The 15,399-nt window shown below is 68.4% G+C and carries 15 protein-coding genes and 1 pseudogene; 6 read left to right on the forward strand and 10 right to left on the reverse strand.

Going from position 1 to position 15,399, the window contains the following annotated elements; all coding sequences use genetic code 11:
• Window positions 1-65: 65 nt before the first annotated feature.
• From O7553_RS04735 to O7553_RS04745, 3 genes and pseudogenes are all read left to right on the forward strand, one after another.
• Window positions 66-1,064: pseudogene (locus O7553_RS04735) on the forward strand (PHB depolymerase family esterase); the annotation flags it as partial.
• Entirely contained in the window at window positions 1,016-2,194 is a 1,179-nt protein-coding gene (locus O7553_RS04740; RefSeq protein ID WP_281553648.1) for a Gfo/Idh/MocA family oxidoreductase, read from the forward strand. The pseudogene O7553_RS04735 and the gene O7553_RS04740, both read left to right, overlap by 49 nt.
• A gap of 12 nt (window positions 2,195-2,206) precedes the next feature.
• On the forward strand, window positions 2,207-3,295 hold the full coding sequence (locus O7553_RS04745; RefSeq protein WP_281553649.1) for a Gfo/Idh/MocA family oxidoreductase: 1,089 nt from the start codon (window positions 2,207-2,209) through the stop codon (window positions 3,293-3,295).
• Between the two features lie 500 nt (window positions 3,296-3,795).
• Here O7553_RS04745 and O7553_RS04750 read toward each other — a convergent pair whose 3' ends face one another.
• The gene (locus O7553_RS04750; RefSeq protein WP_348651189.1) at window positions 3,796-6,234 is read right to left on the reverse strand and encodes a DUF4573 domain-containing protein; all 2,439 of its coding nucleotides are present in this window, start codon (window positions 6,232-6,234) and stop codon (window positions 3,796-3,798) included.
• A gap of 432 nt (window positions 6,235-6,666) precedes the next feature.
• On the opposite strand from O7553_RS04750, the gene O7553_RS04755 reads away from it, so the two are divergent.
• Window positions 6,667-7,254 (forward strand): tetratricopeptide repeat protein, encoded by a 588-nt coding sequence (locus O7553_RS04755; protein ID WP_281553650.1) that lies wholly within the window; start codon window positions 6,667-6,669, stop codon window positions 7,252-7,254.
• A gap of 24 nt (window positions 7,255-7,278) precedes the next feature.
• Window positions 7,279-8,526 (forward strand): glycosyltransferase, encoded by a 1,248-nt coding sequence (locus tag O7553_RS04760; RefSeq protein WP_281553651.1) that lies wholly within the window; start codon window positions 7,279-7,281, stop codon window positions 8,524-8,526.
• Here the strand turns inward: O7553_RS04760 and O7553_RS04765 are convergent.
• A complete protein-coding gene (locus tag O7553_RS04765) occupies window positions 8,421-9,239 on the reverse strand; it encodes a UvrD-helicase domain-containing protein (protein WP_281553652.1) in 819 nt (272 codons plus the stop codon). The two genes, O7553_RS04760 and O7553_RS04765, sit on opposite strands and share 106 nt — an antisense overlap.
• Window positions 9,240-9,249: 10 nt before the next feature.
• On the reverse strand, window positions 9,250-11,799 hold the full coding sequence (locus O7553_RS04770) for a DUF262 domain-containing protein (protein WP_281553653.1): 2,550 nt from the start codon (window positions 11,797-11,799) through the stop codon (window positions 9,250-9,252).
• Between the two features lie 248 nt (window positions 11,800-12,047).
• On the opposite strand from O7553_RS04770, the gene O7553_RS04775 reads away from it, so the two are divergent.
• Entirely contained in the window at window positions 12,048-13,043 is a 996-nt protein-coding gene (locus tag O7553_RS04775; protein ID WP_281555472.1) for an AAA family ATPase, read from the forward strand.
• A gap of 20 nt (window positions 13,044-13,063) precedes the next feature.
• On the opposite strand, the gene O7553_RS04780 is transcribed toward O7553_RS04775, so the two are convergent.
• The 7 genes from O7553_RS04780 to O7553_RS04810 are packed head-to-tail and all read right to left on the reverse strand — an operon-like array spanning window position 13,064 to window position 15,399.
• Window positions 13,064-13,351, reverse strand: a complete 288-nt coding sequence (locus tag O7553_RS04780; RefSeq protein ID WP_281553654.1) for a hypothetical protein — start codon at window positions 13,349-13,351, stop codon at window positions 13,064-13,066.
• Entirely contained in the window at window positions 13,348-14,238 is an 891-nt protein-coding gene (locus O7553_RS04785) for a hypothetical protein (RefSeq protein ID WP_281553655.1), read from the reverse strand. The genes O7553_RS04780 and O7553_RS04785 overlap by 4 nt, the downstream gene beginning before the upstream one ends.
• The gene (locus O7553_RS04790) at window positions 14,235-14,432 is read right to left on the reverse strand and encodes a hypothetical protein (protein WP_348650103.1); all 198 of its coding nucleotides are present in this window, start codon (window positions 14,430-14,432) and stop codon (window positions 14,235-14,237) included. Before O7553_RS04790 ends, O7553_RS04785 begins: the two co-directional genes overlap by 4 nt.
• Window positions 14,432-14,644, reverse strand: coding sequence for a flavin reductase (locus O7553_RS04795; protein WP_281553656.1), 213 nt, complete (start codon window positions 14,642-14,644; stop codon window positions 14,432-14,434). The genes O7553_RS04790 and O7553_RS04795 overlap by 1 nt, the downstream gene beginning before the upstream one ends.
• Entirely contained in the window at window positions 14,641-14,844 is a 204-nt protein-coding gene (locus tag O7553_RS04800) for a hypothetical protein (RefSeq protein WP_281553657.1), read from the reverse strand. The genes O7553_RS04795 and O7553_RS04800 overlap by 4 nt, the downstream gene beginning before the upstream one ends.
• Window positions 14,837-15,079, reverse strand: a complete 243-nt coding sequence (locus O7553_RS04805; protein WP_281553658.1) for a hypothetical protein — start codon at window positions 15,077-15,079, stop codon at window positions 14,837-14,839. Before O7553_RS04805 ends, O7553_RS04800 begins: the two co-directional genes overlap by 8 nt.
• Window positions 15,076-15,399, reverse strand: coding sequence for a DivIVA domain-containing protein (locus O7553_RS04810; protein ID WP_348651190.1), 324 nt, complete (start codon window positions 15,397-15,399; stop codon window positions 15,076-15,078). Before O7553_RS04810 ends, O7553_RS04805 begins: the two co-directional genes overlap by 4 nt.

Below are 15,399 nucleotides of genomic sequence, written 5' to 3' on the forward strand. Positions count from 1 at the left end.
AATCCCATCCTGCGTGCGTTCCGCAGGAACCACATGAGACTCATAGCCAAGATGCTGGCCGCCGCCGCAGCATCCGTCACCGGGGCGGCGGCAGCGACCCGGTCGGCATCCGGTCGATGATCAGCTACGTGGAGCAGCGCTACAACACCGATCCGAACCGGATCTTCGCCACCGGCGTCTCGTCCGGCGCGATGATTACCAACGTGATGCTCGGCGTCTACCCGGACGTCTTCGCCGCCGGCGCGTCCTTCGCCGGGGTGCCGTTCACCTGCTTCGCCACCACCGGCGGTTCCGAGTGGAACAGCCAGTGCTCGGGCGGGCAGATCGTCCGTACCCCCCAGCAGTGGGGCGACGCGGTCCGCAACAGCCTGCCCGGCTACTCGGGCCCGTGGCCCCGGATGCAGATCTGGCACGGCACCAACGACGACACGCTGCGCTACCCGAACTTCGCCGAGCAAATCAAGCAGTGGACCAACGTGCACGGGCTGAGCCAGACCCCGACCTACACCGACAGCCCGCAGGGCAACTACACCCGCACCCGGTACGGCAGCTCAGGCGGGATGGCCCCGGTCGAGGCGATCAGCATGCAGGGCACCGGGCACAACCTGCCGGTCGACGCCGCCCAGGTGATCCGCTTCTTCGGCCTCGACGGCACCGCTCCGCCGACGACGGCTCCGCCCACCACGGCGCCGCCGACGACGGCTCCGCCCACCACGCCGCCGCCGTCCGGGGCCTGCCGGGTCACCTACGGGGTGAACGCGTGGAACAACGGGCTGGTCGCCTCGGTGACCATCGCCAACACCGGCAGCGGCGCGGTCACCGCCCGCAACATGTCCTACAACGCCACCATCTCGCCGAACGGCTCGCAGAGCATCGGCTTCCAGGCCACCCACTCCGGCAACAGTGGTAGGCCCAGCTCGTTCACCCTGAACGGCACCCCCCCCCTGCGCCGTCGCCTGATGTGCGCCACGGTGGTGGGGGGCCGACCGGACGGACGCCCCACCACCCGTACGCGATGGAGGACAGCATGCTCAAGGTGGGAATTATCGGTGCGGGCGGCATAGCCGGTACGCACATCGCCGGTTACCAGGAGTTCGGGGAGGACTGCCGGATCACCGCCGTCTGCGACGTGACCCTGGCGAAGGCGCAGGAGCGCAGAACGACCTTCGATCTCACCGACGCCCGCGTCTACGACGATGCCGGGGCCCTGCTCACCGCCGAAGAGTTGGACCTGGTCAGCATCGCGACACCGCCGTCGACGCACGCCGACATCACCATCGCGGCCCTGCGCGCGGGTGTCAACGTCCTGGTGGAGAAGCCGATGGCTCCGTCGTTGCAGGAGTGCGACGCGATGATCTCCGCCGCCACGGAGTCGGGCAAGCTTCTGTCGGTCGTCGCGCAGAATCGGTTCCGCGACGACATGGCCACCTTGAAGGCGGTGCTGGACTCTGGTCTCATCGGGCCTGTGTCACACGTGCAGGTCAACTCGTCGTGGTGGCGGGGGCGGCCGTACTACGACCTGTGGTGGCGGGGGACCTGGGCGTCCGAGGGCGGCGGCTGCACCCTCAACCACGCCATCCACCACATCGACCTAACCATGTGGATGCTCGGTCGGCCCTCGGCGGTCACCGCGATGCTGGTCAACTCGCAGCACGACAACGCCGAGGTCGAGGACCTGTCCGTCGCGATCCTGCAGTACGACCGGGCGCTGGCCCAGCTCACCAGCTCGGTGGTGCACCACGGCGAAGAACAGGAGATCGTCATTCAGGGCGCGTACGCTCGGGTTTCCCAGCCATGGCGGGCAGCGGCCGAGACCAGTGCACCGAACGGGTTCCCCACCCCGGGTGGCAACCCGGACCTGCTCGCCGACCTCAATGCTCTTGCGCAGGCGCGCCGCCCGTTGGCACATGTCGGGCACACCGGCCAGATCGGCGACGTCCTGCGTGCGGTCCGCGACGGGGTGGCACCTGCGGTGAGCGGCACCGACGGACGCAACGCGGTCGAGCTGGTCACCGCGATCTACGAATCGGGGATCGAACGCCGGCCGGTGGCCCTCCCGCTGTCCCCGGACGATCCCTACTATCAGCGCGGCACCCTGATACGGCGTGCGCCGCGTTTCTTCGAGAAGACTGTTGCGGTGCGGGACCTGCCCGGTGCCATCACCGTCGGCGGCACCGCCGACCACGACAACTGAGGAGACGGACACGTGACGAAGGTCAGTGGGGCGACGTTCGCCCCGGATCCCTTACCGACCCCGGTGGTGGCACCGGGGGAGTTCGTCTTCGCCGCGGTCGGCCTCAACCACGGGCACATCTACGGCATGAGTTCCGGTCTGCTCGGTGCCGGCGCCACCCTCAAATGGGTGTACGACCCCGACCCGGCCAAGGTCGACGCGTACCGTCAGCGGTTCCCGCAGGCGCGGGTGGCGCGTGACGAGGCGGAGATCCTTGACGACGACGCGGTCCACCTGGTGGCTGGTGCCGCCGTCACCTCGCAACGGTGCGCTCTCGGCCTGCGGGTCATCGCGGCCGGCAAGGACTACTTCACCGACAAGGCCCCGCTCACCACCCTGGAACAGCTGGCCGAGGCGCGCGAGGCGACCGCGCGCACCGGACGCAAGTACGCGGTCTACTACTCGGAGCGGATCCACGTCGAGGCGGCGGTGCTGGCGGGTCAGCTCGTCCAGCGGGGTGCCATCGGTCGGGTGGTGCAGGTCATGGGCCTGGGGCCGCACCGCCTGTCCGCCGCCGGCCGCCCGGACTGGTTCTTCGTCAAGGAGAAGTACGGCGGCATTCTCTGCGACATCGGCAGCCACAACGTCGAACAGATGCTGTACTTCACCGGCTCGACCGACGCCGAGATCAGCCATTCCACCGTCGGCAACTTCAACCACCCCCAGTACCCGGAGCTCGACGACTTCGGCGAGCTGAGCCTGGTGCTGAACAGCACCGCGACCGGCTACTGCCGGGTGGACTGGTTCACGCCCGACGGGCTGCGTACCTGGGGTGACGGGCGGACCTTCATCCTCGGCACCGACGGCTACATCGAACTGCGCAAGTACGTCAACGTGGCGACCGACGCCGGCCCCGGTCACGTCTTCCTCGTCGACGGCACGGGCGAGCACCATCTGGTCGCCGCCGGTCAGGTCGGCTATCCGTACTTCGGCCAGCTGATCCTCGACTGCCTGCACCGGACCGAGAACGCCATGACCCAGGCCCACGCGTTCAAAGCGGCGGAGCTCAGCGTCCGTGCCCAGCAGCAGGCCAGGGTGATCCGGCACGCCGTGGACCGCTGACTTCTTCGGCGCCGTGTATCGCTCTGGGAGCCCTGACCGGTTCCCGAGCGATGCATCAAGCCGAGGAAGCCTCATAACAGATATTTTTGGATAATAAGTGCATATAGGCTTCTGCTTGCTTATGGTCTTGAGCAGTGCGGGACCCCCCAACGCCCGTCGAGGAACTTCTACTGACCTTTCGGGACGCTGCGGGAGTAGCTGTGACCAGTGAGCGACGCCTACGTCGACGACTCAAACAAGCCCAAACCCCGGCCAAGGTGGGCTATCTCCTGCTGCTCGCCGCGACGACCGGTAGCTTGACGCCGGTGGTGCAGCCGGCCGCTGCGGCAGAGGTCCGGCAGTTGGGGGATGTGCGTCCCAGCGCAGAGTCATCGCTCGTCACACCTGGGCCGCACGGGCACCGTGCCGTCTGGTACCCCGCAGCGCCACTGCGCGACGACCCGGCGATTGGCGATCGCGAACGCTGGCAGCCGGGCCTTGGGCCGCAGGGTTGGCAGCGCTCAGAAGACGAATGGCGTCGACACAAGCCGAGCCGTGGCCCTCAAGGACCGCAGGGCGCTCAGGGTGCGCAAGGGGCACAGGGCGCTCAAGGTGCGCAGGGTGCGCAGGGCGTTCAAGGGGCACAGGGCTTCCAGGGTGCGCAGGGTACGCAGGGAGCACAGGGTGCGCAGGGTGTGCAGGGTGCGCAAGGTGCGCAGGGCGTGCAGGGCGTGCAGGGCTTCCAGGGCGTGCAGGGCGTGCAGGGTGCGCAGGGTGCGCAGGGAGCACAGGGTGCGCAGGGCGTGCAGGGTGCGCAGGGTTTCCAGGGCGTGCAGGGCTTCCAGGGCGCGCAGGGTGCTCAGGGTGCGCAGGGAGCACAAGGCGTTCAAGGTGCGCAAGGTGCGCAGGGCGTTCAAGGCGTGCAGGGTGCGCAGGGCTTCCAGGGCTTCCAGGGCGTGCAGGGCTTCCAGGGCGCGCAGGGTGCTCAGGGTGCGCAGGGAGCACAAGGCGTTCAAGGTGCGCAAGGTGCGCAGGGCGTTCAAGGCGTGCAGGGTGCGCAGGGCTTCCAGGGCGCGCAGGGTGCGCAGGGTGCGCAGGGCTTCCAGGGCGTGCAGGGAGCTCAAGGTGTGCAGGGAGCGCAGGGCTTCCAGGGTGCGCAGGGTGCGCAGGGTGCGCAGGGTGTGCAGGGCGCTCAAGGTGCGCAGGGCGCTCAAGGTGCGCAGGGTGCGCAGGGTGCGCAGGGTGCGCAGGGTGCGCAGGGTGCGCAGGGTGCGCAGGGTGCGCAGGGTGCGCAGGGTGCGCAGGGTGCGCAGGGAGCACAGGGTGCGCAGGGTGTGCAGGGTGCTCAAGGGGCGCAGGGCTTCCAGGGCGCTCAAGGTGTGCAGGGTGCTCAAGGTGCGCAGGGTGCGCAGGGTGTTCAGGGTGCGCAGGGCTTCCAGGGTGCGCAGGGTGCGCAGGGTGCGCAGGGCTTCCAGGGCGTGCAAGGAGCTCAAGGAGCTCAAGGTGCGCAGGGAGCTCAAGGTGCGCAGGGAGCTCAGGGTGCGCAGGGTGTGCAGGGTTTCCAGGGTGCGCAGGGTTTCCAGGGTGCGCAGGGCTTCCAGGGTGCGCAGGGTGTGCAGGGTTTCCAGGGTGCGCAGGGTGTGCAGGGCGCTCAAGGTGCGCAGGGCGCTCAAGGTGCGCAGGGTGCGCAGGGTGCGCAGGGTGCGCAGGGAGCTCAAGGCGTGCAGGGCTTCCAGGGTGTGCAGGGAGCTCAGGGAGCTCAGGGAGCTCAAGGTGCGCAGGGCTTCCAGGGCGCTCAGGGCGCGCAGGGTGCGCAGGGAGCTCAAGGAGCTCAAGGTGCGCAGGGAGCTCAAGGTGCGCAGGGAGCTCAGGGTGCGCAGGGTGTGCAGGGTTTCCAGGGTGCGCAGGGTTTCCAGGGTGCGCAGGGCTTCCAGGGCGCTCAGGGCGCGCAGGGTGCGCAGGGAGCTCAAGGCGTGCAGGGCTTCCAGGGTGTGCAGGGAGCTCAGGGAGCTCAGGGAGCTCAGGGAGCTCAAGGTGCGCAGGGCTTCCAGGGCGCGCAGGGCGCGCAGGGTGCGCAGGGAGCTCAAGGCGTGCAGGGTGCGCAGGGTGCGCAGGGAGCTCAAGGCGTGCAGGGTGCGCAGGGTGCGCAGGGAGCTCAAGGCGCGCAGGGCTTCCAGGGTGTGCAGGGAGCTCAGGGAGCTCAAGGTGCGCAGGGCTTCCAAGGCGCTCAGGGCGCGCAGGGTGCGCAGGGAGCTCAAGGCGTGCAGGGTGCGCAGGGTGCGCAGGGAGCTCAAGGCGTGCAGGGTGCGCAGGGTGCGCAGGGAGCTCAAGGCGTGCAGGGTGCGCAGGGTGCGCAGGGAGCTCAAGGCGTGCAGGGTGCGCAGGGTGCGCAGGGAGCTCAAGGCGTGCAGGGTGCGCAGGGCTTCCAGGGTGTGCAGGGAGCTCAGGGAGCTCAGGGAGCTCAAGGTGCGCAGGGCTTCCAGGGCGCTCAGGGCGCGCAGGGTGCGCAGGGAGCTCAAGGCGTGCAGGGTGCGCAGGGTGCGCAGGGTGCTGATGGCGCTCAGGGCGTGCAGGGTGCGCAGGGCTTCCAGGGTGCGCAGGGTTTCCAGGGTGTGCAGGGTGTGCAGGGAGCTCAGGGAGCTCAGGGAGCTCAGGGAGCTCAAGGTGCGCAGGGCTTCCAGGGCGCTCAGGGCGCGCAGGGTGCGCAGGGAGCTCAAGGCGTGCAGGGCGCGCAGGGCTTCCAGGGTGCGCAGGGTGCTGATGGCGCCCAGGGGGCCCAGGGGGCCCAGGGCGACACCGGTGCTCAGGGCTTCCAAGGTGCCCAAGGCGGACCTGGTGTGCAAGGTGCCCAGGGCGACACCGGCGCTCAAGGCGCGCAGGGGGCCCAGGGTGTTCAGGGCTTCCAGGGCCCGCAGGGTGAGACCGGGGCACAGGGCGCTCAGGGGGATACCGGCCCGCAAGGCTTCCAGGGCGTGCAGGGTCCGCAGGGTCCGCAGGGTCCGCAGGGTCCGCAGGGTCCGCCCGGCGATGATGACCTAGCAGGCCCTCAGGGCGAGCGGGGCGAGGCCGGTCTCCAGGGTCCCCAAGGTCCCCAAGGTGCTTCCGGTGCAGGACTGACCAGTGTCTACGTCAACTCTGTGACGGCCGCCGGGGCCGGTCTCGTGACAGCCCGGTGCGCTGCGGGCGATGTTGCCACCGGCGGAGGCTTCAGCTCACAAGCAGGTGTTGAGACCAGTCGGCCTGTTCCTGCGGTTGGAACACCAAGCGGCTGGCAGGCCGAGCTGGGTGACGGTGGCGGGATGGTCTATGTCGTTTGTGTTGATGTCGAGTAGTGCACGTCCGAGTGGACGTCGTGCCAATTCTTAGTATTCGAGTTGCAGGAAGGTTGTCTCATGAAGATGAAGACGATGTTTAGCTCACTCGCGTGTGGTGCCGTGTTGCTTGCAGGGCTGCCGGCGTGTACTGCGGACCAGGGTGGAGGCAAAAAACCCGTCGGTGCAATCGGTGAGGATCCTGTTGCCCTCGTCGAGAAGGGCGTCGAGGAAGGTCAGGCCGGGGATATCGAGAAGGCTAAACAAACGTTCGAGCAGGTTCTTGCTGTCGACGAAAACAACATGTTGGCCTGGTATAATCTGGGCTACATCGCGCAGTCGCAGGACAGGATCGCCCAGGCAATCGATAGCTACGATCAAGCATTGGAAGCTGATCCTTTCTACAAGCCGGCCCTTTTCAACAAGGCCATCGCGCTCGAGAGTCACGATCGATCATCTGCAATTGATCTATATCGACAGATCGTCGAGCTTGATGGCGAAGCTTCCACCGCATACCTGCGGTTGGGGCTGTTGTTGGTGAGCGAGGGTGACGAAGTCGAGGCTCGTGAGGCGTTCGGAGAGGCGGTGCGGCTCGACGGGGCGCTGCTGGAGGGTGTCCCTGAAGAGTACCGCGACGACGCTGATGAGGCTACCCGGGTCAGTGAGTGAGTGAGTGGAATGAGAAAGCCATCTGTGACGGTCTTTACTGGTAGTAATCGGACCCGGTTTCTGGATGAGTGCCATCAGTCGCTGCAAGCGCAGACGTTCGACGACTGGGAGTGGGTCATCGTTCTGAACCAAGGGAACCGCTGGCGGCCCGAGGTGCCGGATCAGCGAATTCGCCTGGTGGTGCAGGATGAGGTGTCGGGCGTTGGTGCGGTCAAGAAGCGGGCCTGTGCGGAGGCGTCGGGCGACATACTCGTCGAGTTGGACCACGACGATCTTCTTGCTAGCGACTGCCTCGAAAAGGTGGTTGATGCCTTCGACGAGAATCCGGAGGTCGGCCTGGTCTACAGCGACACCGCCCAGATCGCTGAGGACGGTAGTCGCGACGACAGTCGTTTCTCTGCTGATCATGGTTGGCGATATCGGGACGTCCGGGTTGATGGCTGCGAAGTGCTGGCCTGCATGGCGCTGCCGCCGACGCCGCACAATGTGAGCTACATCTGGTACGCGCCGAATCACGTGCGAGCATTTCGCCGCGACATCTACGAGAAGTCCGGCGGGTACGACGAGTCGCTTGACGTTGCTGACGATGCCGACCTCATGTGTCGCATGTATCAGCTGGCGGATTTTCATCACATCCCGGAGTGTCTCTACCTTCAACGGATGCATGCAGGAAATACGCAGCGCGTGCCGGAGATGAACGCCCGGATTCAGCAACGGACAGTGGAGGTATATGATCGCAACGTGCAGTTGAATGCGCTGGCGTGGGCCAAGCGGCAGGGTCTGCTTGCGCTCGACCTGGGTGCGGCACACAACAAGGTCGAAGGTTACCAAGGTGTCGATGTCCACGCCGGACCTGAGGTGGACATGATCTGTGACATCACCAAGGGCCTGGATCTGCCGGACAGCAGCGTTGGAGTGATCCGGGCGAGTGACTTTCTGGAGCACATCCCGGACAAGATCGCGTTGTTCAACGAGCTGTACCGCTTGTTGGCGCCTGGCGGGATGCTGTTGTCGTTGACGCCGAGCAGCGACGGCAGGGGCGCGTTCCAGGACCCGACGCATGTTGCCTTCTACAACGAGAACTCGTTCTGGTACTTCACGGACCAGCAGTACGCCAAGTACGTACCGGAGATTACGTGCCGTTTTCAGGTGTCCAGGTTGGTTACCTACTTCCCGACCGACTGGCACCGCGCGCACCACATTCCGTACGTGGCGGCCAACCTGATCGCGATCAAGGACGAGGTGCGAAACGGGGGGCTGTTGGCGGTCTGACGTGGCGGTTGCCGGAGAAGCCGGCCCTGCCCAAGGCGGCCGCGCGAACCCCGGACACAAGCTATCGCGGGAGGAATTGACTCGGTTGGCCCGTCCACGACACATGCAGCGCTTCGCGGGCGTGGGTGCATGCCGGCCTCGGCCAACGCCGCCTGCACCGGGTCCAGCCTGGCCTTGAACCGGGTGCAGCCGGCGACCTCTGCCGGCCGTACGCCCCGGTCGAGCCACTCGCGGGCCCGCTGCACCAGCGCCGCCGCCTCGGCCGGCTCGTCCGGAAACCCGGCTACCGTCGGCCGCCGACCTCGCAGCAGCGACCGGTAGCCGGTCAGGTTGTCGCGGCCGTCCCCGTCGAGCAGCCCGGTCGACCAGGTGAGGATCTCCGCCGTACTGCGGTAGTTGATTCGCAGCCGGAAGCTGCGCCCGGCGGTACGGATCCCGAGCGCGGCCAGCGACACTTTCGCGTCGTTGATCCGCTGATGCGGATCGCCGGTGAGGAAGGTGTCGTCCGGACCGGCCGGCACCGCTGCCCACAGCACCCGCCACTCCGCTGGGTGCAGATCCTGCGCCTCGTCAACCACCACGTGGTCGAACCGCAGAGACGCGTCCTCGGCGGCGCCGGTGTCGCCATCGGCGAGCAGCCGCGCCGCGTCGGCGCACAACTGCAGGTGGGTGGTGGCACCAGCGGCGGCCAACTCGGCGCGCAGCGCCTCCACAGCCTGGCGGTCAGCTCAACTGTTCACCCTCGTCGGCGTCGTCCTCGGCCGGCGGTTGCGCCTGCTGGTAGAACCAGTCGAGCTGCTCGATCAGCAGCTCACGGGCCGCCGGGTCGGCGAGTACCGACAGCCGCAAACCCGGCCGTAGCCCGATCCGGGCCGCCGCGATGGACACCCCGGGGATCTTGTTGAGCCGCTGCCGGAACTCCTCACGCAGCGCCATGTCGTCGAACGGCATCCGGTTCTTGAGATGCTGGAAGACGATCTCGAACTTGCCACTCGGGTAGATCGTCGCCGGCCAGATGCTGCCGAGCCGATGGTCCTTGCCGCGTGCGATGAGAAAGCACGACGTTTCGTCGCCGGTGCCGTAAAGCAGGCGGCCGCCGAGCGCGGTCCAGCCGTCGCGAACAGCCTGCACGGCGGCGACCACCGGCGGGTCCTGCAGCTGGGCCAGCTGAGTGTTGAAGCGTTCGGCGTGCGCCGCGCTGGATCGCGGTGACCGGGGGCGCGGCAGATCATCGGTGCTGAGCCCGGCGAGCTGGGCCAGCTCGTCCAGCGGGATCCGCTGCTCCGGGGCGGCGCGCCCACTGCCATCGAACTCGACCCCTTCGGCCCGCAACAGGTCGAGCGGGTCGTCGGTACGGGCCGGATCGGGCCAGCGGAAGCCCGGTGAGACGGTGCCGCCGGTCTGCAGCACCCGGTGTGCGTTCGGCACCGGATGGTTCGCCAGCCGCGTCCCGACCGGCACCGGGTGGCTGCCGATCAGCGCGGCCACGTCGCCGTACGTGGTCCACGAACCGGCGGGCAGCTCGGCCAGGGCCCGGTTCATCACGTCCCACGGCACGTCGGAGTCGTTGTCGCGGGAGGCCTCGACCGGACCCGGCCAGAGCGAGATGATCTGCTCGGCGAGCGCCTCGCTGCGGGCCTGGATTTCCGGCCGCCCCCACCGCTCCTGCTGGGCGATGTCCCGGTTGAGCACGATCGGGCTCTTCGCCAACGCGGCCTTCTTGGCGTCGAACGGTTTGTTGCCCAGCTCGGAGTTGTATCCGGTGAGGGTCAGGTTGCCGATCGTGTGCACCAGCGACTCGTGCACGTCGGTGAAGTTCTCGTCGGGCCCGAGGTCGTCGTTGAGCATCTGCCGCCACTGCGCGGTCGGCGTCTGCGGCAGCACATGCTCGATGGTGAGCGTGTCGGCTGCCACCGGCTCCTTGCTGCGGTGCGCCTCCTCCAACCACTGAAGTACGAGGTTGCGCTGATGCGCGCGTCCGTTGAGATAGAAGGGGATGGTCCTGGTCGACGAGCGGATCTGCGCGTCGGTTGCGTAGTGCTTACGGCCAGTCGACAAGTACGCCCGGACCGCTTCGTCGACCGGGAGCTTCGCGTCCATCTCGGTGACGATCGACATCAGGATCCGGTTGACGTTGGCGGTCGCCCGACCGATCACCAGGCGGCGGACGAAGAAGCTCTCCACGTACCGCATGGCCGCGATGACCTGCCCGGCGGTGGCGGTGCCCTGCGCACGGCGGTCCAGCAGGTGCAGCAGCAGCGGGTAGACGGTGGTGGCGCCCCAGGCATGCAGCCGGGTCAGCCGCCGCCGGACCTCGGGGTCTGGCTCGCTCTCCGGGTGCAGGATGATCTTCAGCAGCGCGCCGAGGTGGCTGAACCGGCGTACCTCCGCTTCGATCTCCGCTTCGCCGCGCATCGCGTTGAGCCGCAGCTGGTGCGCGGCGTAGATGTCGGTCTGCTTGGCACGGCCGTTGCGCTGCACCAGGTCGAGCCAGAAGAGCAGCTCGAGGTCCTCCCGGTTGAGGGTATCCTGCAGCGGGAACCACAGCGACTTGTAGACGGTCTCGCCCCGGGTCGGCAGCCGCATGAAAAGGTAGTTGCGCAGCAGGTCGGCCTGGGTCAACTGCAGGCCGGTATTGTTCAGCGACTCGAAGATCCGGTAGACGTTGTCGCCGGCCTGCGCGGTGACCGCCACCAGCGCCAACCCGGTGATGACGGCGTTCTCGATCCGCGCGATGTCGAACGGGTCCTCGACGTCGTCGTATTCCATCAGCCGGCTGGCGAAGAAGCGGTACGCCGAACCGACGTGGTCGCTGCCGCCGACCTGCGGAGTCGACTCCACGCAGGCCAGGTACGCGTCCCGGTCAGCCTGGGTGGGCACGAGTTTGAGCCGGTGCGGATCGGACTCGAACTGGTTGACCAGGTACAGCTGCTCGATCCGCCCCCGGTGCATCGGATCCTCGGTCTCGGCCCGGTGGTCCCGGATGGCGCAGAGCAGGATCGACAGCGTGGTGAGGCGTTGCTGCCCGTCGACGACCAGGAACTCCTGCACCCCGACCGGGCCGAGCCCGGGGCTGGGCGCCAGCACCACCGAGCCGATGAAGTGGCTGGCGGCCGGGTCTGCGCGGCGGTCGTCGGCGAGCTTCTTGATGTCCTCCCAGAGCCGCTTGCACTGCTGCTCGGACCACGAGTACGTCCGCTGGTACAACGGCACCCGGTACTGCTTGGTGCCTTCGAGCAACTTCTGCAGCGTCGTCTCCTGCGCCGCGACCATCGGCGACTCCCGTCTAGTGTGCACACTCCAGAACCCGGGCAATGCAACCAGAGTGCGCGTCAATGGACAACGGCCAGCCGTACGAGTTGCCGGGTGTTCGTTCGGCCCGCCGGAGGCGGTTATCGGACACCGCTGGAAGGGACTGGTTGCGTCCTTGGCAATTCGAAGCGGGCAACTTGCTGCGCCTGGCTGGCGGCGCTGCGCCAAGCGGGTAGCCTGCTGCCGCGGCCGTCCGACATCCCCCGTACCTGCTCAGGCTCAAGGTGAGCAACTTTCGCAGCCTCCGGGCGGTGGAGGTGCGGCTCGCCGCACTCAACGTACTCGTCGGGCCCAACGGCGCCGGTAAGTCCAACCTCCTCGACGTGATCGCCTTCCTCGGCGACGCCACCCGGGAGGACCTCGGGCCCGCGCTGGAGCGACGCGGTGGTTTCGACCGGGTACTGTTCCGGGGCGGTGGCGACCAGCGGCCCAGCATCACCATCGAGGTGGAAGCCGCTGTCACCAAGAACAGCAATCTAAGAGCCACCGACAACTACCAGCTCGGTGTGTCCCGGGGGAAGCTACGCGGCCAGACCGACCGCTACTACCTGCTGCGGTCCGAGACATTCGCCTTCAAACGGACCGCCGGACCGGGCCGGCGTATCGCGGTCTCCGGCAACCAGGTCACCTTCCACGGCCCCGAGGGTGGGGAGCGGAGAGCCAGTCTGCGCGAGGGTTCGCTGGGTTCGTCGACGTTGCCCAAACTCAGTGCCGAGGAGGGCGGCGAGCAGGTCGAAGCGCTCGCTGACATGTTCGCCAGTTTCCGGGTGTTCGACATCGACGTGGCTGCGGCCCGCCTGCCGTCGACGGAGCAGCGCAGTCGGCAGTTGGCCAACGACGCCAGCAACCTGGCGTCGTTCCTCGCCTACCTGGCCGATGAGCACAGCGACCAGTTCGCCGCGCTGCAGCGCGACGCGCGAGCCTTCATCCCGGGCCTGGAGGAACTGCAGTTCCGGCCGATCGGTGGTGCCGGTGAGGGGACTGTACTCACCCTGGTGGAGCGTGGGCTACCGGGTGCGACGACCCTGCAGGAGGCGTCGTACGGCTCGATCCGGGCTCTCGCTCTGCTCGCTCTGCTCTACGACCCGGCGCCGCCGCGTCGCGTATCCCCGCGATCGACCCGGACACGGTGCGGGCCATGGAACGGGAACTGCATGGCGAGGTCGGGCTCGGCGAGCTGTGGTTCACCGGTGTATTCGGGTTGACAGGTTCTTCCTCGACAAGGTCAGGGTGATCTGAGGTCACCTCCCGGTGGCTCGACCGCTCCGAAGTCGCCCTCCGGCTCCCGGCTGATGATTTCCAGCAGCGCCGGTTCGCGGTAGACCTCCGCCGTGTGCCGCCACTGCGCGAGCAGAGTGGTCGTCGAATCCAGCGCCGACAGCGACCCTACGTCCCGCGTCAGGGCGCTCAACTCCCCAAGTAGTTGCTCGACATCGGAGTCCGGCAGGTACTTCGTCCAGGGCAGCATCTCCGCGAGGTCTCGCCGAGCATCGCCAAGGGGTGTCGGTGTCACCTGCTCGCTCCTTCCCTTGAACGCACCGCGAGTGTGCCGAGCGTCAGCACCACGGTCGCTGCCACGGCGGCCAGCGCCAACGCCATGGCTGGCTGGTCGCGCAGGACCGGGTAGTCGAGCATTGACATGAACGCCTCGTCATAGCCGAGCTGCGTCGTCGCCAGCAACGCAGCCACGGCTGCCAGCAGCACCACCGCCCGGCGGCGTACGGCAACCGGCAGCGCCAGTACCGCGACGAGACTGAACAGCGCCACCACGGCCAGAGCGCCGAACCCGATGCGCGCCACTGGAATGGTGCTGATCGCCACGGTGTTGCCGAAACGATCCGCCACCAGCGGCGCGCCAGCGGCGCTGAGCGATGCACACAGCCCCATCGCGGCCGCTGCGGCCCAGAACCGTCCCGGAAGCGGTCGCTGATCGCAGCCATCACGGGCGGCAAGCAGCAGTGACCCGCACAGCGGGACGGCGACGACCACGGCGAGCAGGAGGTGCCAACCGGGTGCTGCATGGTCGCGTACCCCGGTGGCCAGCACCGCCAGCTCGGCCAGTACGGCGGCGCCCGCCCCGATCGCGGCGGCCGTACGCCAGCCGGCGACCAGTGCCGCGACCAGCAGCACCCAGCCGGCCAGCCGGGCGGTGCCGATGGGGCCGATGATGGTGGTCAGGGCCTGCTCGGCGAAGCGCCACGACCAGGCGGCGGCCTCGACGACGGGACGGGCCTGGCGGGCCAGGACTAGCACAGCGGCCAGGGTGCCGGCCGCCGCCATCGCCGGGCCCCAGGCACACGCGTTGGTCGTGGCACGAGCGGCGGCCGCCCGCCGCACCATCGCAGCCTGGACCACGTCGACCACCTTCTTTCCGCTGGGCGTGCGGCCGGGCCGCCTCACCCGGCGGCGGCTCTCCGGATGAGACGGTAGCGGGGCGGGGGCGGATCGGGGCGCTCGCGATGCTCGCGTTGGTGTTCGCGTACCTGGTTCTCCCAGGTCGCCTGGTCATGATCCGGGTCAGGCGGGATCCAGCGGTGGGAGCCGTCGTCGTAGTGCATCGGTTCGTCGCCGGGGCGCAGGATCGACATCGACATCACAGCCAGCCGAGGAAACGCCAGTAGAAGTTGCCGCTCCCGCCCGGCAGGTCGGTCATCGCCTCGACCATGTTGGTGGCGAGGTAGACCGACAAGGAGACGCGGGCGTCGGCGTACTCGATTGTGAGTTGTTGTCGGCTGTCCAGGCACGGCCAGGCGTGGCCGCAGCCGGCGCAGGCCCAGCTGGGGCGGACGGGGACGTGCATGCTCATCGGGCATCCTCCGGTTGGTCGGCGGCGACGACCTGGACGCCGAGGTCACGGAGCCGGCTGAGCGCGACCTCGGTGCGCCAGCACCGCCCGGTGGGGGTGAGCGGGTCGCCGCAGGCGCAGCCGCCGACGCGCGGTGCGTGCCGGTCGACCAGCTCCGTCAGGTGGTCGATCTCGACCTGGCGGGGGATGGGGTCAGTCATCGGCCGGCGCGGTGCGGTCGCTGACCGGGTCGCCGCCGGCTGGGTCGGGGTCGAGGTCACCCCATACCCGGTTACGCAGCGACGGGCGGTCGGTGGCCGACAGCGTGGTTTCGGCGAAGTCGACGACGTCCAAGTGGGCCAGCGAGTCGCGCAGCGCGGCGGCGAACCGGGCGGCGGCCTCGATGTCGGTGAGCCGGGTCGGCAGGTGGATGGTCCAGCGCGGCTCGTCGCTCACCACTGGCCTCCGTTGCCGCCAGTCTGGCGCTGGTGCTCCGAGCGGTAGACGCCGGCGGGCGGGTCGTTGAACCGGCAGCCGACGTGGCGTTGCCGCCACTGCCGCAGCCCTTCGCGCAGCCGGTCGGCTTCGGCCCGGTCGACGGCGGCCTGCCGGGTGAGCCGGTCCAGCTCGTCGGCGAGCTGCCGCAGGTACGCGTACACCGCCGCCGGGTCCAGCCCACGCCACCGGGTGTCGAACTGCATCGCCCTGACCTGCCACGGCTCCACGAGTACGCCCTGCCGAGGCACTACCCGCCCCCGCCTGCTCCGCTGCTCCAC

This window comes from Solwaraspora sp. WMMA2059, from assembly GCF_027497315.1.
Classification (GTDB): Bacteria; Actinomycetota; Actinomycetes; order Mycobacteriales; family Micromonosporaceae; genus Micromonospora_E.

What these genes read in the sequence shown, in the direction of transcription:
- O7553_RS04740 (WP_281553648.1), top strand. Translation starts at nt 1,016, where the DNA reads ATGGAGGACAGCATGCTCAAGGTGGGAATTATCGGTGCGGGCGGCATA.
- O7553_RS04755 (WP_281553650.1), top strand. Translation starts at nt 6,667, where the DNA reads ATGAAGATGAAGACGATGTTTAGCTCACTCGCGTGTGGTGCCGTGTTG.
- O7553_RS04770 (WP_281553653.1), bottom strand. Translation starts at nt 11,799, where the DNA reads ATGGTCGCGGCGCAGGAGACGACGCTGCAGAAGTTGCTCGAAGGCACC.
- O7553_RS04790 (WP_348650103.1), bottom strand. Translation starts at nt 14,432, where the DNA reads ATGTCGATGTCGATCCTGCGCCCCGGCGACGAACCGATGCACTACGAC.
- O7553_RS04795 (WP_281553656.1), bottom strand. Translation starts at nt 14,644, where the DNA reads ATGAGCATGCACGTCCCCGTCCGCCCCAGCTGGGCCTGCGCCGGCTGC.
- O7553_RS04800 (WP_281553657.1), bottom strand. Translation starts at nt 14,844, where the DNA reads ATGACTGACCCCATCCCCCGCCAGGTCGAGATCGACCACCTGACGGAG.